At 50.8% G+C, this 22064-nt stretch carries 19 protein-coding genes; 4 read left to right on the top strand and 15 right to left on the bottom strand.

The window, feature by feature from the left end; translation table 11 throughout:
• Nucleotides 1-8 precede the first annotated feature (8 nt).
• The 8 genes from EII41_RS05805 to EII41_RS14295 all read right to left on the bottom strand — a co-directional run bounded on the left by EII41_RS05805 (nucleotide 9) and on the right by EII41_RS14295 (nucleotide 7142).
• Nucleotides 9-983, bottom strand: coding sequence for a hypothetical protein (locus EII41_RS05805; protein ID WP_124789806.1), 975 nt, complete (start codon nucleotides 981-983; stop codon nucleotides 9-11).
• Between the two features lie 25 nt (nucleotides 984-1008).
• The gene (locus tag EII41_RS05810) at nucleotides 1009-1587 is read right to left on the bottom strand and encodes a hypothetical protein (RefSeq protein WP_124789807.1); all 579 of its coding nucleotides are present in this window, start codon (nucleotides 1585-1587) and stop codon (nucleotides 1009-1011) included.
• A 129-nt stretch (nucleotides 1588-1716) separates the two neighbouring features.
• Nucleotides 1717-2472, bottom strand: coding sequence for a hypothetical protein (locus EII41_RS05815; RefSeq protein ID WP_124789808.1), 756 nt, complete (start codon nucleotides 2470-2472; stop codon nucleotides 1717-1719).
• A 454-nt stretch (nucleotides 2473-2926) separates the two neighbouring features.
• On the bottom strand, nucleotides 2927-4756 hold the full coding sequence (locus tag EII41_RS05820; RefSeq protein ID WP_124789809.1) for a DUF2207 family protein: 1830 nt from the start codon (nucleotides 4754-4756) through the stop codon (nucleotides 2927-2929).
• Nucleotides 4753-5295 (bottom strand): LemA family protein, encoded by a 543-nt coding sequence (locus EII41_RS05825; protein WP_124752057.1) that lies wholly within the window; start codon nucleotides 5293-5295, stop codon nucleotides 4753-4755. The genes EII41_RS05820 and EII41_RS05825 overlap by 4 nt, the downstream gene beginning before the upstream one ends.
• 72 nt (nucleotides 5296-5367) lie before the next feature.
• Complete coding sequence (locus EII41_RS05830; protein WP_124752058.1) at nucleotides 5368-5559, bottom strand: hypothetical protein; 192 nt, start codon at nucleotides 5557-5559, stop codon at nucleotides 5368-5370.
• 48 nt (nucleotides 5560-5607) lie between these two features.
• On the bottom strand, nucleotides 5608-6924 hold the full coding sequence (locus tag EII41_RS05835) for a TMEM43 family protein (RefSeq protein ID WP_124789810.1): 1317 nt from the start codon (nucleotides 6922-6924) through the stop codon (nucleotides 5608-5610).
• A gap of 26 nt (nucleotides 6925-6950) precedes the next feature.
• The gene (locus EII41_RS14295; RefSeq protein WP_124752060.1) at nucleotides 6951-7142 is read right to left on the bottom strand and encodes a hypothetical protein; all 192 of its coding nucleotides are present in this window, start codon (nucleotides 7140-7142) and stop codon (nucleotides 6951-6953) included.
• 186 nt (nucleotides 7143-7328) lie between these two features.
• Between EII41_RS14295 and EII41_RS05840 the strand changes: the two genes are divergently transcribed.
• On the top strand, nucleotides 7329-7973 hold the full coding sequence (locus tag EII41_RS05840; protein ID WP_124789811.1) for a response regulator transcription factor: 645 nt from the start codon (nucleotides 7329-7331) through the stop codon (nucleotides 7971-7973).
• Nucleotides 7974-8075: 102 nt separating this feature from the next.
• Nucleotides 8076-10028: an ATP-binding protein gene (locus EII41_RS05845; protein ID WP_185711842.1), complete on the top strand. Its 1953-nt coding sequence runs from the start codon at nucleotides 8076-8078 to the stop codon at nucleotides 10026-10028.
• On the opposite strand, the gene cbiD is transcribed toward EII41_RS05845, so the two are convergent.
• Genes cbiD through EII41_RS05870 form a run of 5 tightly spaced genes read right to left on the bottom strand, consistent with a single transcriptional unit; the run spans nucleotide 10016 to nucleotide 16854 of the window.
• A complete protein-coding gene (gene cbiD, locus EII41_RS05850; RefSeq protein WP_124789813.1) occupies nucleotides 10016-11824 on the bottom strand; it encodes a cobalt-precorrin-5B (C(1))-methyltransferase CbiD in 1809 nt (602 codons plus the stop codon). The two genes, EII41_RS05845 and cbiD, sit on opposite strands and share 13 nt — an antisense overlap.
• On the bottom strand, nucleotides 11821-13641 hold the full coding sequence (cobM, locus tag EII41_RS05855; RefSeq protein ID WP_124789814.1) for a precorrin-4 C(11)-methyltransferase: 1821 nt from the start codon (nucleotides 13639-13641) through the stop codon (nucleotides 11821-11823). Before cobM ends, cbiD begins: the two co-directional genes overlap by 4 nt.
• Nucleotides 13638-14819, bottom strand: a complete 1182-nt coding sequence (gene cbiE, locus EII41_RS05860; protein ID WP_124789815.1) for a precorrin-6y C5,15-methyltransferase (decarboxylating) subunit CbiE — start codon at nucleotides 14817-14819, stop codon at nucleotides 13638-13640. The genes cobM and cbiE overlap by 4 nt, the downstream gene beginning before the upstream one ends.
• Before the next feature lie 14 nt (nucleotides 14820-14833).
• Nucleotides 14834-16252 (bottom strand): precorrin-3B C(17)-methyltransferase, encoded by a 1419-nt coding sequence (gene cobJ, locus EII41_RS05865; protein ID WP_124789816.1) that lies wholly within the window; start codon nucleotides 16250-16252, stop codon nucleotides 14834-14836.
• 29 nt (nucleotides 16253-16281) lie between these two features.
• The gene (locus tag EII41_RS05870; protein ID WP_124789817.1) at nucleotides 16282-16854 is read right to left on the bottom strand and encodes a cob(I)yrinic acid a,c-diamide adenosyltransferase; all 573 of its coding nucleotides are present in this window, start codon (nucleotides 16852-16854) and stop codon (nucleotides 16282-16284) included.
• A 303-nt stretch (nucleotides 16855-17157) separates the two neighbouring features.
• Here EII41_RS05870 and EII41_RS05875 point away from each other — a divergent pair, with 303 nt between their 5' ends.
• Nucleotides 17158-17862, top strand: coding sequence for an SAM-dependent methyltransferase (locus EII41_RS05875; RefSeq protein WP_124789818.1), 705 nt, complete (start codon nucleotides 17158-17160; stop codon nucleotides 17860-17862).
• A gap of 21 nt (nucleotides 17863-17883) precedes the next feature.
• Nucleotides 17884-18456: an acyltransferase gene (locus tag EII41_RS05880; protein WP_124789819.1), complete on the top strand. Its 573-nt coding sequence runs from the start codon at nucleotides 17884-17886 to the stop codon at nucleotides 18454-18456.
• Here the strand turns inward: EII41_RS05880 and EII41_RS05885 are convergent.
• Nucleotides 18453-21158: a DUF5686 and carboxypeptidase regulatory-like domain-containing protein gene (locus tag EII41_RS05885; protein ID WP_124789820.1), complete on the bottom strand. Its 2706-nt coding sequence runs from the start codon at nucleotides 21156-21158 to the stop codon at nucleotides 18453-18455. The two genes, EII41_RS05880 and EII41_RS05885, sit on opposite strands and share 4 nt — an antisense overlap.
• Nucleotides 21159-21180: 22 nt before the next feature.
• Nucleotides 21181-22029 (bottom strand): carboxylating nicotinate-nucleotide diphosphorylase, encoded by an 849-nt coding sequence (nadC, locus tag EII41_RS05890; RefSeq protein ID WP_185711843.1) that lies wholly within the window; start codon nucleotides 22027-22029, stop codon nucleotides 21181-21183.
• Nucleotides 22030-22064 lie beyond the last annotated feature (35 nt).

Genomic DNA, 22064 nt, shown 5'->3' on the forward strand with positions numbered 1-22064 from the left:
CCATCTCGTCAGATGGGGGCGGCATAGAAATACCATGCCCTGTCATATCGTTTCAGCTTCCCGTCTTCGTGCGCTACATAGAACTCGAAGTTGGCGCCTTCTTCACCGAAGCGTTCAAGTAAGATCAGCAGCGAACCGTCGTATTTCCGAAAGAGTCCGGCCACATAAGGTGCGTAATAAGAACCCTCGTCGTCGGCGCGCCAAGTCGAAATCTCATTGTATTCGGCCGGTTCTTCGAGGATCGAATATCCCTCGGGGGTTTCGATCGCCACCAGACCGAGCGCTTGCGTACCTTTATTTTCGAACTGCACGGAATAGACGAAATATTCGCCGTCGGATGTCGCGGCGACGACTTCGACGGTCTTGATCTTCCGGCCGTATCGCTTGGCCAAATCGCCGCGGGTCTGCTCCATGCGTCGTAGGGCATAGTCGTCATAAATGATATTTCCTTCATCATCCCGGGCGGTATAATGTTGCATCTCTACGGCCGAAAAATCGCCGGCGAACTTCCGGTCGGAAAGCGATACATAATACATATATTCCTCGTCCTCCGTCAGGGGCAGCCTGTCCGAGATCAGTTCATAGACGTACCCTCCGAGGTTCCGGAAGTTTTGCGTCGTTTCACGCCCGGTACTTTCGTCGCTTCGTTTCTGTTTTCGGACGTAGCGAACCGGATAAAGCCGGCCGTTGTGAAAGCAGGTTGTGATGCTATCGGGGCGAATGCCTGCGAAAACATCGTCTTCGTCCGTTTCACTGACGATAAGCATTTGCCTGCCATCGTCACAGCCCACAGCGATGGAGAAGAGATAGTCGGAAGGGATAAACGTCTCGGCCGCCTCGTTGTCATCATGCTCGTCATCGAGGTTGTCCACAATAGTTAGCCGATCTGAATCGGCAACAGACCGGCGGGGATTATCGTGCGAATGGGCACATGCCATCGCGGTCAGGAACAGCATGGCGAAGAAATAAAAAACCGTTTTCATCTTTTTCCGTTTAAACATTGATCGATTAGTTGATCTGTTCATCTTCGTTAATTGTCACATCGTTTACTTTCATGTAGTCGATCAGGAAGCCGTCGGCGTGTTTTACGAGCGTCACGTCGGTATGGCTCGACGCGTAACCGAAGTCGATGAAGACGTGAAATTTCAGATCGCCCTGCGGTGTAATGCGCACGTCGTTGAGCTTCTCCGTATCGCCGTTTCCAACGCCGAAATAGTTATAATCTTCTTCTTTGATCGGATAGATCGCGTTCCATTTCTGCCGGTAACGTTCGATGGCCGCCTGAAGTTCCTCGTCGCTTCCTTCGAAGAATCCGCTGTACAGTTCGAGCGCTTCGCCCCAGAACTCGTTCAGACGTTGGGTCGTAAATTCGGTATCGAAGTCGGGGAAACAGTATCCGCCTCCGTCGCGGCACGTAAAGAGCCGGGTCAGCCACTGCAAGGCGGCCTGCTCCGTGTCGGTGATCGAAGCGGTTTGTGTCGTTTCCGCGCTTCCGTTCGTTTCGGGCGCGGCGATACCGCCTGCCCGGGTTTGTTTGCATCCTGCCAACATGCCGGCGGCAAACATCAGTAAAAGTAATGTTCTCATTTTCGTTTCTTTCTTTAATTGTTTATGGATGATGGCCGGACGGCCGCAGATCGGTGAGAAAGAGCCTCTCCCCTCTCCTGCCTGCCCCGGCTGTTAGAGTTCGTTTCGTGATTCCGGCCGGAAGCGGTTTCAATCTCCCAGAAAGCCCAGTCCGCGTACGACGGGATTGAGGTGATACGTATCATCGTCCGTCAGACGCAGCCATCCGACGAGTCCGAAGGCCGTGCGCACGAGGTAATGCTTCGGCAGTTCCTCCGCGAGCGGATCCATGTTTTCGGACAGCAGCACTTCTACCTCGTAGCCGACGGGCAGACTCGCCACGACCGTGCCGCCGGTACGTTCGCTGTACAGCTTCACCGGTTTGAGGAGCTTACCTTTGATGCCGGCATAGAGATAGGGCTGGGGCGTTTCCGTGATACGGCCCGCGGCGTACGTGTACTTGCGTCGTTCGTTGATCATTTTGTTCGTATGTCCGGCCGTGTAGATGACGCCCGAAGCATGAATGCACAGTTCGTCGGCCTGCTCCTCCAAGAGTGTCCGTCCGCTCTCCTCTACGATGCGAAACTCCGGGTCGGCACTCATGCCGGGGGTGTAGAGGATATAGACGGCCGACGTCATCGAAGTGTTTCGATACGTTCCCACCAGCACATACTCCATCGTATTTTCCGCATCGTAACACGGGTGATCGGCGGGCAATGCCTCACAGCGTTTGCGGACCACGGTAAACGTACTCTTGTCGTACCCGAAACGTGCCTGCGAATATTCGCCTTCGGGCGAGGCATCGATCCATGTGAGTTGAGTAAAAGCCTTCTCGGCGGTATCTTGTGCCCACAACGCGAGGGCAGTCCATGTCGACAGTGCGACCGTTAAAATCATTCGTTTCATTTCTATTCGTTTTTTTTCATTGCTTCGACTATCAGTCAAAGGATGTTTTTTTTCGTTTTCGATGCTTTGACTAATAGTCAAAGGGCGCTTTTTTTCGTTTTCGATGCTTTGACTAATAGTCAAAGGTACTTTTTTTTCGTTTTCGATGCTTTGACTAATAGTCAAAGGTACTTTTTTTTCGTTTTCGGCGCTTTGACTAATAGTCAAGGGGCGCTTTTTTTCGTTTTCGATGCTTTGACTAATAGTCAATGGGCACTTTTTTTCGTTTTCGGTGCTTTGACTAATAGTCAAAGGTACTTTTTTTTTCGTTTTCGACACTTTGACTAATAGTCAAGGGGCGCTTTTTTTCGTTTTCGACACTTTGACTAATAGTCAATGGGCACTTTTTTTTCGTTTTCATTGCTTCGACTATCAGTCAAGGGGTACTTTTTTCGTTACGAAGAAAAGATTTCTTTTATCTCGATCCTCCGCCATAACCTCCACCGGTAGAGCCTCCGCCACCGCCCCACGACGATGAACCTCCTCCGCCTGCAAAAGAACCGGCACGCTCCTTGTTCTTATAACTTACCATACTGCGACGAAAATCTTTCCCGACCTTACGCGTCATGGCATCGGCCGTAATCATATCGGCGATAAAAGAATGCTGACTGAAGTATTCGGGATAGAGCGATTTGAACTCTTTCAGCACCCGATCGGCAATGCCGTAGAGGGAAGCAAATGTCAGATAAGCGTTCCACAAGGCCACCTCTTTGGCTTGACGTTCGTTGATGAGACTGAAATCGGACAGGTAGTTTTTGAATTGGGGCACCGTTCGCGCCATCTGCTGTCCGCGGCGGGTAAATTTCTGTTTCAACACGGCGCCGTTACGGTCGAAATACTTTTCGCCGTACCTTTTCGTCGAATCCATCCATTTACTCATTCGTTCGCCGTTGCTGTGACTGCTTTTCGCCCACTTCGAAAACTCGTCGGGTTGCAGCGTCAGGTCTTTTCCGGCAGCGGCACGTACAATTTTATAAAGCCGATATTCAATGCCGTCCGTAAATTCCGATTCGGAGGGCATCTCGGTCGCAAACGAAAGTTTCGGCTGTTTTTCGCCGGGTAGATAACGCATACGAATCGTCCCATTTTGTATCATACGTAACAACATCGCGCTGATGATGTTCGGGTTCCATGTCTTCCAAAAAGGGTAAGCCTTGCAGATGATATAATTGGCAGCCAGCAAATCGCCGTCGAAGGGGATGTCGCGTCCCCAGTCAGTGACTTGTCTGACCCCATACACCGGCTTTCGTGAGGTAATCCCCACGCCATCCAAAATCGCATAGACAATGAAACCGAGAAGGAGGAGTAGAAGGCCTCCCAGAAGTACGTATTCGAACTTTTCGATCGCGAAATAGACGATCAAGAAGCATACGGGCGCGAGCAGAACCGTATACAGTATTCGTTTCCAACCGCGAGGCAGGAAGATCTGCAAAACGGCAAGAAGCCCTATCACAACGAAGACGTAGGTGGCGAAATCCATCAGCCGGTCGGTCGCGCTTTGCTTCGCATAATCGCTTCCTTTAAAAGCACGTTCTTTGATGGTATCAAACGACTCGTCGCGCACGTCGGAGGGAGTGAAAACATGCTTCTCGAAACGCGCCATCACGATCACGGCATCCTCCTTTCCCAAAGGGTTGCTCGTTTTTGCCACAATCTCTCCGCCGATAACGTGTATCTCGCCCTTGAACCCGAACGCCCATACGCCGGTTTCTTCCTTGACGAAAGGCACGACGGAATCGGCCGTCAAAACCTTGCGGATCACGACGCGCACCTGCCGGGGCGCGTGGCTCAATCCGCGCGAAACGAATTGATGATTGAACCCGTCGAAGTCTGAAAATCCTTTGACAAAGTTCGTCATCGTGTACGACACGGTGAACGTATGACTGCCATACGAACCGATGCCCCAGCACAGCTCATAGTCTCCTGCTCCTTTACGTACGATGCCGCAGCGTCCGGCTTTTTCGAGCATCGTACGCTCCGTATTCCAGTCACCTTCGTTCACATAAGTCTGCCCCGTTTCGTCACTGACAGTCAGGTCGAGTACCTCGATCGTACCGAGATTCCCTGCCACGAGATACCACTCCGTACCGGTCGATACGTCGATGTTCCATACTTCGGTGACGCGTGCCGTCCCGGCGGTGTCGAGCGCCACGGCGATGTCTACGCTGTGTACAACGGTCGCCCGCGCTCCCGACGCGACAATAAGCCACAAAAGAACCGATAGGCCCCAGAGTCGTTTCATCATACCTGCGGAAAATCCTGTTTCTTCATGTCGTCTTTCAGATATTCGTGAACCTGAAATCCGAACATTCCCGCCACGAAATTATTGGGTATCTGGCGTACAAAACGGTTGAATCGTGTCACCGAATCATTATACACCATGCGGCTGAGTCGTACGTTTTCTTCAAACTCACGCATCGTGTCCATCGTTTCGATATACACATGATCGGCCTTGAGCGTAGGATACCGTTCACTCACCACCTTAATATTTCCGACCAGACGCCCAAGCAGGCTCTCCTGTTCTTCGATGTCGCGCACCGAAGCCCCGGCATCCAAATCCTTGCGCATCCCGATCACACCCGTTAAGGTTTGGTATTCATGCTCGGCATACTGCTTGACCATGCGCGCCATAGCGGTAACCAAATCCCAGCGGCTCGATAACTGCACGCCGATTTGACTCAGCGAATTCGTACATAGCTCTTCCCGGTGTACCAACCCACGCTGCACCGCAACGACCCATAACGTGACAACACCTATCATTCCTCCTATTACGATTAGTTCCATCTTTCTTGTTATTTATATCATTCAATTTTTCATTCTTCTCTTTCCGGCTGCTGATTGCCGCCCACCGATGACTTACTCGATATAGATCCGTCTGTTCTCCGACATCGGACTGTCGTCCGAAATAACGTTCTGCCATCGGTCTCTTATGACAATCTTTTCCTTTCGGGCACACCTGCCGATGCCGCCGAGATAACTCAGAACGGCATCGCGGGCACGTGCACCACAAAAGATTTCAATTTCAACGTCGTTTACAAAAACTTTCATCTCTTTCCCATACTAAAAAATGCTCTTTTTCTTACATTATTATATATTCTATCTCGCTGCGGTAGGCGGTGGCGGAGGAGTAGCATTGAATACATCATCCTGCGTTTTCTTTTTCGCGCGGCTTTTCAGGAAAACGATTCCACCGACAGCCACGACAAGCAACGCGATACCGATAAGCGGACGGAAAACAAGCCACGCAATCCCTACCACAAGCAACGACCATACGATACCTAATACTCCGGATACGATCCCGATTCCCGCATCGGCAATATTCGCCAAAAACGGCAATACCTTCAACAAGGTTGTCACGACACTGAACATCGCCTTGAGACCGCCCACCACGAGCAACACCCCGATGAGGCGCAAAATCCAGGTCAACATATTGTTTTCGTCGTGTGCATGCTGAAACATGTTTTCGGCACTGATCGTTCCCATCTCGATGCGTGAGAACGATTCGCCGTTCTTCGCGAGGTAGTCTTCGAAGGTCGATCCGTTTACTTTGGCGATTACCGACACATCGGCAGGTTCCACTTTATCGATCGTTACACGCACATCGCCCACCTGAGGACTGTTCGGCGATTGGCCGAAATAGACAACATTATCCTTGACGTGCACCAGTTGCGTACTGTCTCCGACATCCTGCAACCAATTCCGTTTGCGATTCCATTCGCGCGCCAGTTTTTCTACCGTTGTACTGTTGGACGAGTCATTGCTGTCAATCCCGAGCGACTTGCGTATTTCTTTGTTCCATTCCGCGATCTGCGCTTCCGTCATGTTCACTTGAACCGGTTTCATACCGCTTATTCCTACCTTGAGAAAGTCGGGCAGCATATACCCGCCGAAGGTCACGGTAGGAGCCAGCTGTTTTTCGTCTTTCACATTGGTCAGCACAAAGTTTTCTCCCCGGTACTCCGAATCTTCAAAATCGGACGAATTAACGGGAGAACCGACCCATTTAGCCTCGTACGTATAAGTGGTAACCGTTTCCTCCCCACCACCTATTTTGTCCCGCTTTTCAGTCTTCGTTTTCTCTACCCATTGATAGTATTCTACCGTACGACTCAATTTGATGGCCAATTCACGAACGCCGAAGATATCATCCGTTAGGATGTCTTTCGTATCGGCAAAGGCCGAGGCGTGAATAAGTTTACCGTTGATCGAAGGATCGACCGACGAGACATCGTCGACGTGTACCGCCACGGATTGCGCCTCGTTGATCGCTTTGGCCGTTTTGACCGCGCGACCTTCATTCCACCAAAGCAGGCATGTGCCGGCAATAAACATTACCAAACCGCCCACAATTCCCTTTAATGAGCCGGACAGACGCTGCCCGTAGCTCGTTGTTGTTGTTTTTGTATAAGCCATAATCTTTATTATTTAAGTATTTATCATCATATCTTAAAAAAGTTTTTCAAGCATTTGTTTCTGATGCTTCGCCAGCAACCGCCCTTCTTTTCTTTCCGTGCGCGATAGTCAGGAAAGTCTTTCCAGTTTTCACACAGTTCCAGCAACATTTCGTTATATCGCTGCAAACGTTTAGCCCGCATTGCGAGTCTCTTCCTGTCTACTTCTTTTAAAGCCATCTATTTTCTTTCAACTAAATCGGACACAAAGGTACGAAAGTAAATTTCGGAAGTCAATGAGTAAATTACTCAATTTCGCATGAGTAAATTACTCATTTTTTTCGAGGGAAGAACAGTCTTTTTCCTAAAACGAGACCTTGGAAGTATGTAAAAAAACGTGTATATTTGTCGTCTAAATAGAAAGGCATGCAAGTCAAAATCATTACTGTGGATGATCATCCGCTCATCCGGTCGGGCATCCGGCTCACGCTTCTTTCGCGTAAAGAGGCGTATGAACTCGTAGGTGAAGCAAGTTCGGGAAAAGAACTGCTTTCGCTGCTCCGAGGAGGAATTAAACCTGATATTGTACTGCTGGATGTCATCATGCCGGAGATGTCGGGCATCGAAGTCGTTAAAATTCTACGTCGCGAATATCCCGAAATTGCGATTCTGATGCTTTCGTCCGAATCAAGTCAGAAAACGATACTCGAATTGATGGAAATCGGTATCGACGGATATATCAGTAAAAACTACACGAATTACGAACTCTTTCAGGCAATTGATAATGTAAAAGAAGGATTCGAATATTTCGGACGCGACATCGCGAAAATCATTTACGCGATACGTGTGTCGAAAAAAAAACTGTCGGACGGTATCTTTACCCAACGGGAGCTCGAAATCATCGACTTGTGCGGCAAAGGATTCTCGACGAAAGAAATTGCCGAGCAGCTATTTGTGAGTGCGCGCACCATCAGTAATCATAAGCAGCATATCTTTTCGAAAATGGGGATCAACAATCAATACGAAATGATCAAATACGCGATGGAGAAAGGTTTGATTGCCTTTCATTAAGTTTTTTCCAGTAAGATAAGAAGGATAATGAAACGGGATACATATAATAGAATAGTAAAGTTGTTTTGTTCTTTCAGATGTATTATCTCGTGTCATATTATTATGATCGTGATAGGGCTCGGTTGTCTCGGTTGCACACGAAACGAATCGGTCAGAGAGCACTGGGAAACACTTGAAACACGGAAAGACTCACTGGAGAACGCACTTAAAACACGCCATTTGGATCATCCCGACTCTCTGGCGAACACCCTTGCCGGCTTCCGACGGCTCGGCGACAGTACGGCCGTAGCCATGGCCTACTATACTTCGGCACGAGCACTCCATCACCAACAAGAATATACGTCGGCCATCGCGAATTACCGCCACGGCATTCGAGCTTCGGAGCATACGGGAGATACGGCGCTACATATCAATATCCTCCATAACGTGGGAACATGTTACCGACGCATGGGCACCATGTTCGAAGCTTCGGACCAGCTCTACGCGGCGCTCAATATGGCCGAACAATACTCGCTCCGCAACACGAAGAAAGGTAAAGAGTTGCGTTCGTACATTTACAACAATCTCGGAAACATATACAAATATCTGAACAATAGAGAGGAGGCGGAAGCACTTTTCCGTCGTGCGCTGGCGTTGGACAAGGAGTTGGGCAACATCCTCGGAATGGCTAAAAACTACTCGACGCTCGGCAACCTTTACGAACACCGCAACATGTTCGACTCGGCTTACGTGATGTATCACAAAGCGCTCGAATACGATATACAGGCCGGCTCGCGGTTGGGGATAGGTATCTGCCACAACCGCCTCGGACAGCTTATGATGCACTACGACAGCATCGACGCGGCGCTTGCCCATCATCAGAAGGCTTACGAGCTGCTTAACGACAGCCGGTACGACACGTGGAACCGTCTGAAGGCAAGTCTATCGATGGCATGGATTTATCTACTCAAGCACGATCTGCCCAAGGCTTATACTTTACTCGAAGAAACGGAACAGGAAGCGCTGAGATTACGTTCGTTCGGGCATCTGGAAGAAGTGTATTACTGTCTGGCCGAGTATTACCGGCAGCAAGGGAACTACAAGAAAGCGTTTGAACAGCAAGCCTTATGCCTTCAATATCGTGACAGTATCTCCAAGCAACGCAACGAACAGGAAGTGGCTCAAAACAGCATCCGATACGAGCGGCGGAAAAGCGAATTCGAGATCAATCGCTTGAACCTGCAGCACGAGAAGGTGAAAGCCAATCGCCGTGTGATTCTCATCTCGTCCATCATCGTCGCCTCCATTCTCATTATGCTGCTTGTCTTGTCGTACTTCTTTATCAGGCTGCAACGCCGTCGTAATCGCGAACTCTACGAAATGAATGCGACAAAAGACAAATTCTTTTCCATCATCTCGCACGACCTTAAAAACCCGGCTGTTGCTCAGCGCAATGCTTTGCAGGGACTGGTCAACAACGGCCATCTGCTCGACGAAGATTCACTCGCCGAGTACTACGAGATGCTCCTCAAATCGGCCGACTCGCAGGTCGAGCTGCTTTATAACCTGCTCGACTGGGCACGCGTACAAACCGGACGTCTTCCGTACAATCCTTCCGTATTCGAATTGGAGACCACGTTGAAAAGTGAAATCGAACTATTACAAATCGCGTTTACAAATAAAGATATTACAGTGACAACAGATTTTGCGGAAGCATGCCTCGTTAACGGCGACCGCAACATGGTTGCCACCGTCTTCCGCAATCTGCTCTCCAACGCCATTAAGTTTACGAACCAAGGAGGGAAAATAGAAGTTCGCCTTACAAAGAAAGATCATGAGATACATGTCTCGGTGAAAGACAACGGCGTCGGTATCTCTTCCGATAAAATTCCTCATCTCTTCAAACTCGACCGTGAACAATCTACTCCGGGCACGTGGGGTGAGACAGGAAGCGGCCTTGGGCTGATGGTCTGCAAGAGCTTCGTCGAGCGAAACGGCGGAACGCTTACCGTCAAAAGCATCGAAGGCCGGGGAACCACCTTCAGCTTCACGGTACGGTCAGCTCATGAAGAATGAGATGAATCCAACCGGTATGGAATATTCCCATCCTCGTCAATCAGCAGAATGGTAAGATGAGTATCAGGTAACAAGGCCATGCAATGATGGAGGCACAGTCGCAGGAGAGCAGGGAAAAGACAGTCTTTGTCCGAAACGGAAAGCTGCGTCCATAGTTCGCGCGCAAGCACCATTGAACGAATGACGTCAGACGCCTGCGGCGTACATCCCGACTTGCCGGCCACTTCCTCCAGAAAATCTTTGTTCATCACGGTCTTTTTACTGTGCGTATCCAAAAATCCCTCCGCCAGCTTAACGGCCTTCCCGATCATGATCCCCATCGTCACGTTCGGAATACGCAGATCAGCCGCGATCTTCAGTGTCTCACCGATAAAGTTCCCGTAATGCACAAACGCCTGATCAGGCAGCCCGGGATATTCTTTTTTAATAAACCGCTCGCTCTTCCCCCCCGAATTGATGACCAGCCGATCGGGACTGAGCGCACGACATACCTCGATTTCGCGACGGATCGCCTCGACAAAAGCCTCCGACGAAAAAGGCATCACCACCCCCGATGTTCCGATAATCGAAATCCCTCCGACGACTCCGAGCTTCGGGTTGAACGTCCGTGCCGCAAGCGCTTCACCACCGGGCACGGAGATCGTCACATCGAGTCCGCCGTCATACAACGAAGACAACTCATGCATGATCATCTGTCGCGGAGTACGGTTGATAGCCGGTCCGCCCACCTCAAGTCCAAGGCCGGGCAGCGTGACTTTCCCCACGCCTTCGCCCTGCAAAAAGCGGATACCCGGCTCTTCGCTTAACGCGACCGTCACGCAGATTTTGCAGCCGTTCGTCACGTCAGGGTCATCGCCCGAATCTTTCACTACAGTTGCCGTTGCCGCATCTTTTTCGATCAACGTTTCGGCTACAGGCAAGGTCATCTCTTCGTCGTCGGGCAGCGTAAACGTGACGTTCTTCTGTGACGATCCGTTGAGTAATGCAAGGAGTGCCGCTTTCGCGGCAGCCGTCGCACACGATCCGGTAGTATATCCGCTACGCAACGAAAAAAATCCCGGGACGAAACGCTCGATCTGTTTGCGTAACCCGAAATATCCGATTACCACAATAAAAGTCGAAGGCAATACCGGACGTTTGACGGCGTAAATCGGAATATTCATTTTCTTCACTGCCGCAAGCTTCTCCGAGAAGCCCCCCGATTCACCGCTCTCTTTTGTCAAAACGGCTTGAGGCTTTACCCGATAAAGCAGCGCTTCTTCCTCTCCCGGACGATAGAATACGATATTCTCTCTGTCCACCCCTTGTCGTTCGGCAAGCTCAAGCGAACTTGGCTGATCCAACACACGAAAGACGCAATGATATTTCTGCCAGTAAGCTTTCAGTTTCGTAATGGTTTGCACGCCCGTCAACGCCAACAAGAACGTAATTCCATCGTTTTCGAGCCTTCGTACGGCATCGGCATAACTGTCACACCACACGACTTCGCTGTTGCGCGGCGGATAAATCCGTTCATAACGTACGACCGGCAAGGATAGACGATCGGCCACCTGCGCAACGGTCTGATGCAACAATTCGGCAAAAGGATGAGCGGCATCGACGATAAGGCGTATGCCTTTCTCACGACAGAACGACGTCATCGTGTCGGTATCCATCGCTCCGGTCAGACGTATACCATTCTTGCAATCAATCTTTTGACTCGATTCTTTCGTCGAATAGTAATACGGCTGTCCCGTCTCATCGACCGTAGAAACTGCTTTTCGTCCTTCGGTCGTACCGCCCAGTATCAGAATCATGGTCGGAAGATATGTTTGAAATCGGACGAATAGAGATGTGACAATCCGCTACGGTTATCGATCGCCTCGCCGACAACGAGCAGCGTCGTGAGCGTAAGGTGATTTTCTTTGACGATTCGCGCGAGGTCTTTAAGTTGTCCGCGATAAATCCGCTCGTCTTTCCATGTCAGTTTGTAACAGGCAGCAACAGGCGTTTCAGGCGGATACGCACGCAATAGTTCAGCCTGCACTTCATCGACGATGGCCGCACTGAGATAGATACACATGGTGCTTTGCGACCGGGCAAGGAGGTGCAGCTTTTCTTTTTCGGGCATAGGCGTACGTCCCTGACCGCGCGTCAAAATAATCGTCTGCACCTTTTCGGGGATCGTGAACTGCGATTGCAAGGCCGCGGCCGCAGCCTGAAACGACGAAATGCCGGGTGTGATATGATAACGCATTCCGTAACGGTCGAAGAAAGCCATCTGCTCCTGAATAGCGCCATAGATACACGGATCGCCCGTATGCAGACGCACAACGAAAAGCCCCCGGTCGTAGAATTCCTTCATCAGGGCAAACTGTTCCTCAAGGGTCATATCGGCCGAGCTGCGTACCGTCGCGCCGGGTTTGGCATAAAGCGTCAGTTCGCGCGGCACCAGACTGCCCGCGTACAAAATCAGGTCAGCCTTTTCGAGCATGCGTTTGCCGCGTACCGAGATCAGCTCGGGATCTCCGGGGCCTGCTCCTACGATTTCGATAAAACCGCCACGCAAACTGTCCGCATCCATCGCAACGGCAAACGTGAAATCACTCTCCGCATTCAGCATACCTTTCTGTTTCTCCAAGACAAGGGTAGCTCCCTTCGCCGCCTTCTGTGAGGTCGCTTCCGAAACCCCATAGACGCCGGTCGTTTCAAACACTTTCTGCGACGGGTTCGGCACTTCGATGTCCTGCAAATCGGCCGCTTCATAGATATTTGTCTCTGCCTCCCACGCTTCTGCCAACGCAGCGAACAGGGGTTCGTCTTTCTTCAGCGTGATCGTCGACACGGAACGAATCGCAAGCGGAGAAAGTCCATGTTCTTCCATCACCTTCTCCATATAGGCGGCTACCCCGTCGGGACAACTGTTCCTGCGACATCCGACTCCTATATGGAGCACGCGTGGACGGAAATAAAGTATCGGCGTCTCGCTCTTATAAATAAACGGGCTGACCGCAATAATCAGCTCGTACTCCCGCGGACGTATATCATGATAAGTGTAGAAAACATCGACATGCTCCGGCAGCGTGCGCTCCAGAAACTCCGTGCCGCGGTCTTTGATCTCGAGCAACAGAGCCGTACGCCGTCCACCTACGAAAAGCGCAATCATGCGGTTCATCTCGGCCGGTGACGCTGCCGTTCTCCATCCGTAGGTACGACCGAGCGTATCGAGCGCCCAGAGATCGGCTCTGTCACTTTGCGTCGTAATCACGGCCTCGCCACCGGTGATGGCCGCGATGCGCCGCGTCCAGTCGTTGGCGCCGCCGATATGTCCCGACAGTACGGATACGACGAAACGGCCGGCACTGTCGGTACAAACCACAGCCGGATCGGTATATTTATTTTTCAGACATATCGCCATACTGCGGACACAAATACCCAGCGCACCGATAAACACAAACGCGCCAAAGTCATGGAAACGATCGGACATGAACCCGTTATAAGAGGAGATGTTCTCACATCCTTCCAACGTGTGCATCGTATAAATAGCGGAGGATGATCCTAACTCTCGCCGGATCGTCTGAGCCAGCGGAAGGCCTGCCTCCGAAACAAGGATAATAGCTACATTTTCTTTCATTCTGCTTTGATTATTTCTATGGGACTATGCGCGTCGACCGTCATACGGATCGTTTCGGTCACGTTACGACCGATGGCGCGGATTCCTTCCTTAAACATTTCGCAACTAGCGGCACTCACGGAGTTGAAGACGATGGGGCAGCCCGACGGCAGGCACGTATCCACTTTTTTCAAAATGTCGATAAGTCGCCCACCATGACCTCCGATGAAGACAGCGTCGGGAGCAGGATATTCGTGCAATTCAACCTCCATAAAATCACCGGTGACAGCCGTGATACCCGGCGTTCCGAATTTGCGACAGTTATCAGACAGTATCCCAACCCCTTCGGGACGTTTCTCGAAAGCCGTAATACGGAGGTGAGGAAATTGCAGTTTGGCCTCGACCGATACCGAACCCGTACAGAAACCGATGTCCCAAAACGAGTTGCGGTGACGCAGGTCAAGCATGCTCAATGTCAGTAACCGGATGGGCATTTTGGTAATCATATTTACCCGACCGTCGAGCAGGAAAAACGCTTTTTCCGACACGCCGAACGGACGCGAACGAACGGCTGTGCGCGACAGGATCAAACAGTTGGGAGCAGCAAAGGTACCGTTTACGACCTCGGCCGGCTGCATCGTATGGACACGCTCGTCGGCTTCGTTACCCAGCCGCTCGCCGATGGCTATGCGGTAATTGTCGTAACCGTATTCAAGCATCCGCTCGGCAATGACCGGAGGTGTCTTCTCACGATCGGTCAATACACCGATAAGCGGCCTCCCCTCAATAAGAGCAGCATCAAAATCATCCCACGGACGACCGGTCAACGACACGACCGACATCTCATTATAAGGCATCTCCAACCGATGTGCCAGCATCTGCAGCGAGTTAAAAGAAGGGAAGGTTACTGTCTGCGCATCGGGGAATACGCGTTGCAGGGTATTCGCAAAACCGAAAAACAGCGGATCGCCCGACGCAAAAACAACGATCTCCGAATGCTCTTCATACTGGGCAAAGACATCATCGAGAGGGACGGTAATATCGATCCATCTCGCCTCATCGGGCAACATCGTCCGTACGATTTCGCGATGACGTCGTCCACCCGAAAACACCTGTCCTGAAGCAATGATCCGTTCCACCTCGGCAGGGAAGTGCAGCCGGCGCTCGTCACTGATTCCGATCACATAAAATTTACGCATCGCACTCATTATTTTCACACGTCGCGCCCGGGACGAAGCTGCTCCGCATCGTTAAAACAAAGCACCGCATTGACAAGTGTTGCCGCAACATTACTGCCTCCCTTTCGGCCTTCAATGATAATTTTCGGTATTCCGACAAACGGCTTGACCATCTGTTTGCTTTCACATACATGCACAAACCCTACCGGCGCGGCAACGATGCCGCACGGATGTGCCTTGTGCTTACGGATTAGCGAGCATAGCTCCATCAGCGCCGTCGGAGCATTGCCAAAGACGAACAGCGCATCGGGATGCTCCTCTACGGCCAGCCGTATACCGGCCTGTGTGCGGGTAATATGCTTATCGGCAGCAAGCGCTGCGGTACGTTCGTCGTTCAAATAACACTTCACCTCGATGCCGAGACGCTGCAAAGCACCTTTTCGGATGCCCGACGCAACCATCGTAACATCTGTGACAATCGTTTTTACACGCCCCGAACTCAAGGTCTCATAAAGCGTTGCGACGGCCCCCTCATCCATCCACAAGACACGCTCCATATCAAAATCGGCCGTCGTATGAATGGCATGCAGCAAAGCCCATTTGCGATCCAACGCAATATCTTTCCGTTTTAATTCTCCTTCGATGGTGCGGAAGCTTTCCATCATAATCTCCTGACCGATGCCGACACCTTCCTCACGCTCTTCTTCACGATAATAACCGCGCGGCGTAATAAATGTCCGGTCGCTGACGAACGACTGCGAGTTACCGATCAGCACGACGGTAAACATATCCGTCTGCTCCGGATCAAAGTCCTGCAAGGTGGTAACGACCACCTCTTCACCGTCGCGTCCGGCCTGACGTACAAACCCGACAGGTGTCTGCGGCGAACGACTTTGCAGAAATAATTCCTTCAGACGATAGAGTTGCCAGTAGCGTCCCTCACTTTTAGGATTATAAACAGCCGTAACGAAATCGGCTTCTGCCGCCGCAACGATACGCCGTTCGATCAGCGCCCAAGGCGTCATGAGGTCAGACAGGGAGATGACACAAAAGTCATGTCCTACAGGCGAACCGAGCAACGCGGCCGCCTTCTGGAAAGCGCTCACTCCGGGTATCACTTCGACAGCCACCTCGCTACGTCGCTGATGTTTCATTTCGTGTACTAACGGTGCCATACCGTAAATACCCGCATCGCCGGAACTGATCACGCAAACGGTTTTGCCTTCTTCGGCAAGGTCGAACGCCTTCTCGGCACGTTCTTTCTCACGTTTCATGCCGCTGTCCACACACGGAACTCCTTCCGGCAAATACGGCTTGATATATTGAAAATAGCCATGATAGCCAACAACGACATCGCAACGACGCAGTGCATCAACCGCCGCCGACGTTATATCGCCGGCTGAGCCCGGTCCGATACCGATCACGATGATTCGAGCATGATTCTTTATTTCCATTATTTGTTTTGTAATTCGTATATTCTTAATTATTTAATGCTTTTCCGCTTATATTGGAAGGCCTGCCAGCGTTCCTCACCACGTCCGCATGTGTGCAATTCATAACGTGCCATGACAAAAAACAGATCGGACAGCCGGTTGACAAAAGCCATCACCAAAGGAGGCAATGCATCGGCTTTATGAAGCGTACACAGACGACGTTCGGCACGTCGGGCGGCCGTACGCGCCACATGACACAAGGAAGCTACCTCCGTACCGCCCGGCAGGATAAAGAAACTGTTTTCACCCATCGCTTCCGTCATCCGGTCGATCTGCTCTTCGCACAACGTGACCATCGTGTCAGGCAAGACATTCGGGTTCTGATCCCGTATCGCCGAGGGGGTTGCCACATGCGACATGACTACCATCAGTATCCGCTGTACCTCGTAGAGCGTCGCCTGCCATTCATGCGCTTCCGGCAACCGTGTGCGTAACATCCCGATCCACACATTCAGTTCGTCGAGACAGCCGTTCGCCTCGATACGGATATCATCCTTATCTACCCGCTGGCCGCCGTGAATCCCCGTACGTCCCTTGTCGCCTCCTTTCGTATAAATTTTCATTGGTTCTATCTTTTCTTCAAATGAAATTCAGGACAAAGATACACGCTATTTTTTCACCGGACAAAAACGAAATCAGCCGAGCCCTCAACAACGCAAGACGAAAAAAACGCCAATCACTCGGTTCTTTTCGGTTTCCATATCATTGTTCAAGAAACAGAGGTCTGTGGAAATAGACAGGGGTGACGCATTAAAATTGTATTGTCATTAGTATCCTGTCCTGAAAAAGGCTGACAGTGGGTTCGCGATACCGGAATCCGTTTTTTTATGTACTTTTGTGCTTCGTAAAGAATGGTTGAACAAAACATGAAAGCAGCTCTTTATCTGATCCCGGTCACGCTGGGCGAAACGGAACATCACAAGGTATTACCGGCGTATAATCGCGAAGTGATTCTTGGTATCCGCCATTTTGTGGTGGAAAATATACGCACGGCACGCCGGTTTCTGAAGAAGACGGAACCGTCGCTGGTGATCGACGAGTTGCATTTCTACGAGCTGAACAAGCACACGTCGCCCCACATGGTCGCAGACTACCTGACACCGCTGGCTACGGGTGAGTCGGTCGGGATCATCTCCGAAGCAGGCTGTCCGGCCGTGGCCGACCCCGGTGCTGATATCGTAGCCATCGCGCAGCGCAAAGGGTATAAAGTCGTTCCCCTCGTTGGACCTTCTTCTATTCTGCTGACGATCATGGGGGCCGGATTCAACGGACAAAGCTTCGCCTTTCACGGCTACCTGCCCATCGATGCGGCGCAACGCACCGCGCGGATCAAAGCATTGGAAGCGCGTATCTATTCCGAAGATCAGACGCAACTCTTTATCGAAACGCCTTACCGAAACGGCAAGCTGCTGGACGAGCTGGTGCGCACATGCAGGCCGTCGACCCGGCTGTGCGTGGCTTCGAACCTCTCGTGCGAAGACGAAATGATACGCACCAAACCTGTAAAAGAATGGGGCAAAAACACGCCCGACCTGAACAAAAAGCCGACCGTTTTCGCGCTCTACAAATAAGTCATCTTTCACTTTCAGCACATGGAATATCAGGCACATGAAACAGCCGTTATCGATGCGGGATGCAGCATCGGACAGGGAACGAAAATCTGGCACTTTTCGCATATCATGACCGGCTGCACCATCGGCCGTGACTGCACGATCGGGCAAAACGTCGTCATCTCGCCGGGAGTATGTCTGGGCAATGGGGTGAAGGTGCAGAATAACGTATCGGTCTATACCGGCGTGACGTGCGAAGACGACGTTTTTCTGGGGCCGAGCTGCGTGTTTACGAACGTCATTAATCCGCGTAGCGCCGTCTCGCGCAAGCATGAATTCCTACCGACACGTGTAGAAAAGGGTGCGTCCATCGGGGCGAATGCGACCGTGGTATGCGGGTGCGTCATCGGTACCTATGCGCTCATCGGTGCAGGAGCCGTAGTGACGAAAGATGTACCTCCGTATGGGCTGTTAGTAGGCAATCCGGCACGTCAGACGGGCTGGGTGAGCGAATACGGTCATCGTCTCGACTTCGATGCCGAGGGACTGGCTATCTGTCCCGAAAGTCATCAAACCTATCGGTTAACTGAGGGAAAAGTTAGGCGAGAAACTTAACGCCCGTCCGACTTCAACCATTGCAGCGGAGGAAAACTGACGGTGAGGCCGATAGCATCGTAACGTCCGTTATTAAATCCGGCAAAAACTCCGATCCGCCCAAGCCCCGAAAAGCCCACGGAGTACCCTGCCTCGCTGTAGTTTCGCCCCGGAATCCAGAGCGAATGTACGTGTAACGCTTCATCAAAAAGATAGTTTTGCATAAAGCGTATATGCTTAAGCAGCAAATAATCGGAAGAGAACATCAGATGTCCCTGCAACCATTTGTCATTCGCCGCATAACGATAATGATCGATCAAGTTGAAAGCCGTTTGCATCGGGCGATCGGTAACATGCAGTTCACTCGTGATGAAATGCTTAAAATCGGGCAAATAGAGTCTCTTCGCTGACGGAAAAATACCGGCATCGACTCCATAAAAGAATCGATTGAAAAGATTCAGTTTGACGGTCTGCATCACACTGGCCGAGAGCATCGTAAACGAAGCATTTTGTCTGTCTCCGAACGGAATAGCTTGCCGATAATGGAAGCTAAAAGTCGGATAGTTGGAGTACGCGTAGATCTTCCGCCCCTCTTGAATCCGATAATAATAACGTGGCGTATATCGCAACTGTATGCCGGCGATCCATGCCGTATGATTAGGCATCGGAACCGAAGCGTATCCGTGAGGGAGATTGGAATGCCGAGCCTTTCCGAAGATACGATACGATGTATGGTTCTCAAGGGTTGATCGCTGTTCGTAATGCATCGTCGCCGACAGGCGCAGTCCGTTCGCCACATCGATACGATGCGTAACGTCGGCAAACCGCATCCGATACAGCTTGGCCTTATTCGCGGCGAACAACAACGACGCAAAGGAATTAATCAAGCGGTTCGTACCATTCTTTCCCGCATAATCTTCCGTGATATCTCCGCCCGAAAGCTCAAGTTCTCCATGCCGTATGGGATCGTAACGAAACGCTGCATTCACTTGCCAAACAAGGGGCTTACGAGCTGTTGTGTAATAAATCTCCGGAGAGAAAGTGAATGATCTATGGAGAGGGAGATCATCCGAAGAGGACGAGATGACGACTTCGCCCGAAGGGCCCTTCGGCTTTTTTCGCGTAAAATCCATCTCGAAAGTAAGGCGCTGTCCGATCCAAAAGCCGTCAACAAAATTGTATTCCGGTACTGCCCGAAGCAGACCGCCGTATCCGACCCTTGCGTGTTTGCCCAGCTTGATTTTTTCACCCATCAACAATGCCGACATCCATTTCCCGAACGTTCGTCCTTTCAGCGAATCGCTTTGGGTTTCTTTCCGAATTTCATTTTTCAGACTGTCCTTCCATCGGTAGCTGAGGATTTCGTCTGTCTGCAACGGTTGCGTACGTATCTTCTTCCAATAGTTGGTATCGCGCAGCAAGATCAGCGAATCGCGTGTAATGCGAACCGTTGAGTCCCACGATTGAAGTTGAAGACTCTTTCTTTTTTCTTTGATTTCGGGTGTCTCGGCTGCGTCCTGCATCAATTGCGCCATTCTGTATGCGTCGCGGGTAGTTAGTTCTTCCTTGGCGGCCAACTCTTCGAGTTTTTTACGGGCTTTCAACTGTTTCTTCGTCGCTCGCTTCGTTGCGAGTAACGCTGACTGTACAGGAAGCATGGGTTGGGCAGCGTGCGCTTGTTTCTCATTCACATCGACCTGCCGGTATTGAACCGAAGAATAGTATTTCCCTTCGGCCTTTATGCCGAGCATATTGATCTTCAAACTCATATCATAGGCCGTGGGCAACCACACATCGGGTTTGACTTCATGAAACGACACATGATTACGAAAATTTACTCCCATCTGACGAACGGTGAAATCAATATGTTGCAGATTCCATGTACCGTCCAAAATATAAAGCCATCCGTTCACCAACTGTGTATTGTTCTTCTTCGGTATGACCCTGATTTTGTTGATCACCCGACTCCCTTCGGTTGTGACGCCTTCCAGAACAAATTTGTAGTACGAGAAGGCTCCGGGTGCCAATGGTGAGGTTACGCCGAACAGTTCGGGATCGTACACGTTGCTGGTCACGACATTCATCGCCATTTTTTCATCGTCGAACTCGGCAGGAATAGACGAGGACAATGCGACGACTTTCTGGTCGTAGGTGTTCGGTGCTTTGAATTTCACCTCATTTTGCGACTCCATCAGAAAGAGTTTGTTCGAAAGGTTCTTTATCTTGGTCTTCTGATCCCCGATAAGGACAGAACCCAAAGACGGCAGCTTGCCCGTTTTGAGCGTTCCTTTAATATAGACATCCGCCTGATAGGCTTTAACCTGAAAACGATAAAAAGGAGCATGCGCAATCGCCTTGCGCATAATGGCGTATGCGGGATCTTCCCCTCTCCCATCGACAACGACTTCGCGCAGCGAATACGCTTTCTGCTGCAACGTTATTTGCAAGGTCGTTTCGGAGTCGGAAATCGTAAACGGAAGGACTTGTTTCTCATATCCGAGAGCCGAAAATTCCCCGACATAACGTCCTTGTTCCAGATGCGACACAAACTCACCTTGCTCATTGGCGACAATGCCTAATGCAGCCTCACGAATATAAATTGTTGCGTACGAGACTGGTCGTCCCTCAGCGTCGGAAATCGTTCCCTTTAAACTTTGCGCCTGTGAAAAAACAGCTGAAAGACATAGCCCCCAGCAGAAAAAGAGAAGAAAATATTTTCGCATATCACATTCCGTCCCCCCCTATCTACAAGGCTTTAAGACTCATGTCAAGACTTTTGACCGAATGAGTCAGAGCTCCTACCGAGATATAGTCGACTCCACATTCGGCATAATCGCGTAGCGTATCGAACGTAATCCCACCCGATGATTCCGTCTCATAACGCCCTCCGATACGCTGTACAGCCTCACGGGCATCCGACGGACTGAAATTATCGAGCATGATGCGGTCTACTCCCCCGACTTTCATCACTTCATCCAGCTCTTTGAAATTGCGGACTTCGATCTCGATCTTGAGTTGTTTTCCTTTTTCTTTCAAATAGTTTTGTGCCCGTGTAATGGCCTGCTCAATTCCTCCGGCGAAATCGACATGATTATCTTTCAGCAGAATCATATCGAACAGCCCGATGCGATGATTGACTCCCCCGCCGATGCGTACCGCCTCCTTTTCAAGCATGCGCATGCCCGGTGTTGTTTTACGCGTATCCAGCACCCGTGTCTTTGTTCCTTCGAGGGCTTTCACGTATCGGCGTGTCGTCGTTGCGATGCCGCTCATACGTTGCATCACGTTCAGTACCAGTCGCTCCGTTTGCAGAAGAGACTGCACCTTACCTTCGACCGTAAACGCGATGTCTCCCTCATTCACCTCGGCCCCGTCGCAAATAAAAACCTCCATTCGCATATCGGGGTCGAAATGCCTGAAAATACGTTGCGCCATATCTACACCGGCCAACACGCCGGGTTCTTTGATAATCAGCCGGCTCTTCCCCATCTCGGTCGACGGGATGCAACATAAGGTCGTATGGTCGCCATCGCCGATGTCTTCGGCGAAGGCGAGCGTAATCAGTTCGTCAATCAGTTGGTCTATACTTTTCATTTGAATAATCCTGTCATGAAGGGACACCATCTTCT

This window comes from Tannerella forsythia (assembly GCF_003860135.1).
Taxonomy (GTDB): Bacteria; Bacteroidota; Bacteroidia; order Bacteroidales; family Tannerellaceae; genus Tannerella; species Tannerella forsythia_A.

Excerpts from the sequence above, each read along its gene's own strand:
- EII41_RS05845 (WP_185711842.1), top strand. The coding sequence starts at position 8,076 with ATGATCGTGATAGGGCTCGGTTGTCTCGGTTGCACACGAAACGAATCG.
- EII41_RS05805 (WP_124789806.1), bottom strand. The coding sequence starts at position 983 with ATGAAAACGGTTTTTTATTTCTTCGCCATGCTGTTCCTGACCGCGATG.
- EII41_RS05875 (WP_124789818.1), top strand. The coding sequence starts at position 17,158 with ATGAAAGCAGCTCTTTATCTGATCCCGGTCACGCTGGGCGAAACGGAA.
- EII41_RS05810 (WP_124789807.1), bottom strand. The coding sequence starts at position 1,587 with ATGAGAACATTACTTTTACTGATGTTTGCCGCCGGCATGTTGGCAGGA.
- cobM (WP_124789814.1), bottom strand. The coding sequence starts at position 13,641 with ATGAAAGAAAATGTAGCTATTATCCTTGTTTCGGAGGCAGGCCTTCCG.
- cbiE (WP_124789815.1), bottom strand. The coding sequence starts at position 14,819 with ATGCGTAAATTTTATGTGATCGGAATCAGTGACGAGCGCCGGCTGCAC.
- EII41_RS05815 (WP_124789808.1), bottom strand. The coding sequence starts at position 2,472 with ATGAAACGAATGATTTTAACGGTCGCACTGTCGACATGGACTGCCCTC.
- cbiD (WP_124789813.1), bottom strand. The coding sequence starts at position 11,824 with ATGATTCTGATACTGGGCGGTACGACCGAAGGACGAAAAGCAGTTTCT.
- EII41_RS05825 (WP_124752057.1), bottom strand. The coding sequence starts at position 5,295 with ATGGAACTAATCGTAATAGGAGGAATGATAGGTGTTGTCACGTTATGG.
- EII41_RS05820 (WP_124789809.1), bottom strand. The coding sequence starts at position 4,756 with ATGATGAAACGACTCTGGGGCCTATCGGTTCTTTTGTGGCTTATTGTC.
- EII41_RS05840 (WP_124789811.1), top strand. The coding sequence starts at position 7,329 with ATGCAAGTCAAAATCATTACTGTGGATGATCATCCGCTCATCCGGTCG.
- EII41_RS14295 (WP_124752060.1), bottom strand. The coding sequence starts at position 7,142 with ATGGCTTTAAAAGAAGTAGACAGGAAGAGACTCGCAATGCGGGCTAAA.
- EII41_RS05880 (WP_124789819.1), top strand. The coding sequence starts at position 17,884 with ATGGAATATCAGGCACATGAAACAGCCGTTATCGATGCGGGATGCAGC.
- EII41_RS05830 (WP_124752058.1), bottom strand. The coding sequence starts at position 5,559 with ATGAAAGTTTTTGTAAACGACGTTGAAATTGAAATCTTTTGTGGTGCA.
- EII41_RS05885 (WP_124789820.1), bottom strand. The coding sequence starts at position 21,158 with ATGCGAAAATATTTTCTTCTCTTTTTCTGCTGGGGGCTATGTCTTTCA.
- nadC (WP_185711843.1), bottom strand. The coding sequence starts at position 22,029 with ATGAAAAGTATAGACCAACTGATTGACGAACTGATTACGCTCGCCTTC.
- EII41_RS05870 (WP_124789817.1), bottom strand. The coding sequence starts at position 16,854 with ATGAAAATTTATACGAAAGGAGGCGACAAGGGACGTACGGGGATTCAC.
- EII41_RS05835 (WP_124789810.1), bottom strand. The coding sequence starts at position 6,924 with ATGGCTTATACAAAAACAACAACAACGAGCTACGGGCAGCGTCTGTCC.
- cobJ (WP_124789816.1), bottom strand. The coding sequence starts at position 16,252 with ATGGAAATAAAGAATCATGCTCGAATCATCGTGATCGGTATCGGACCG.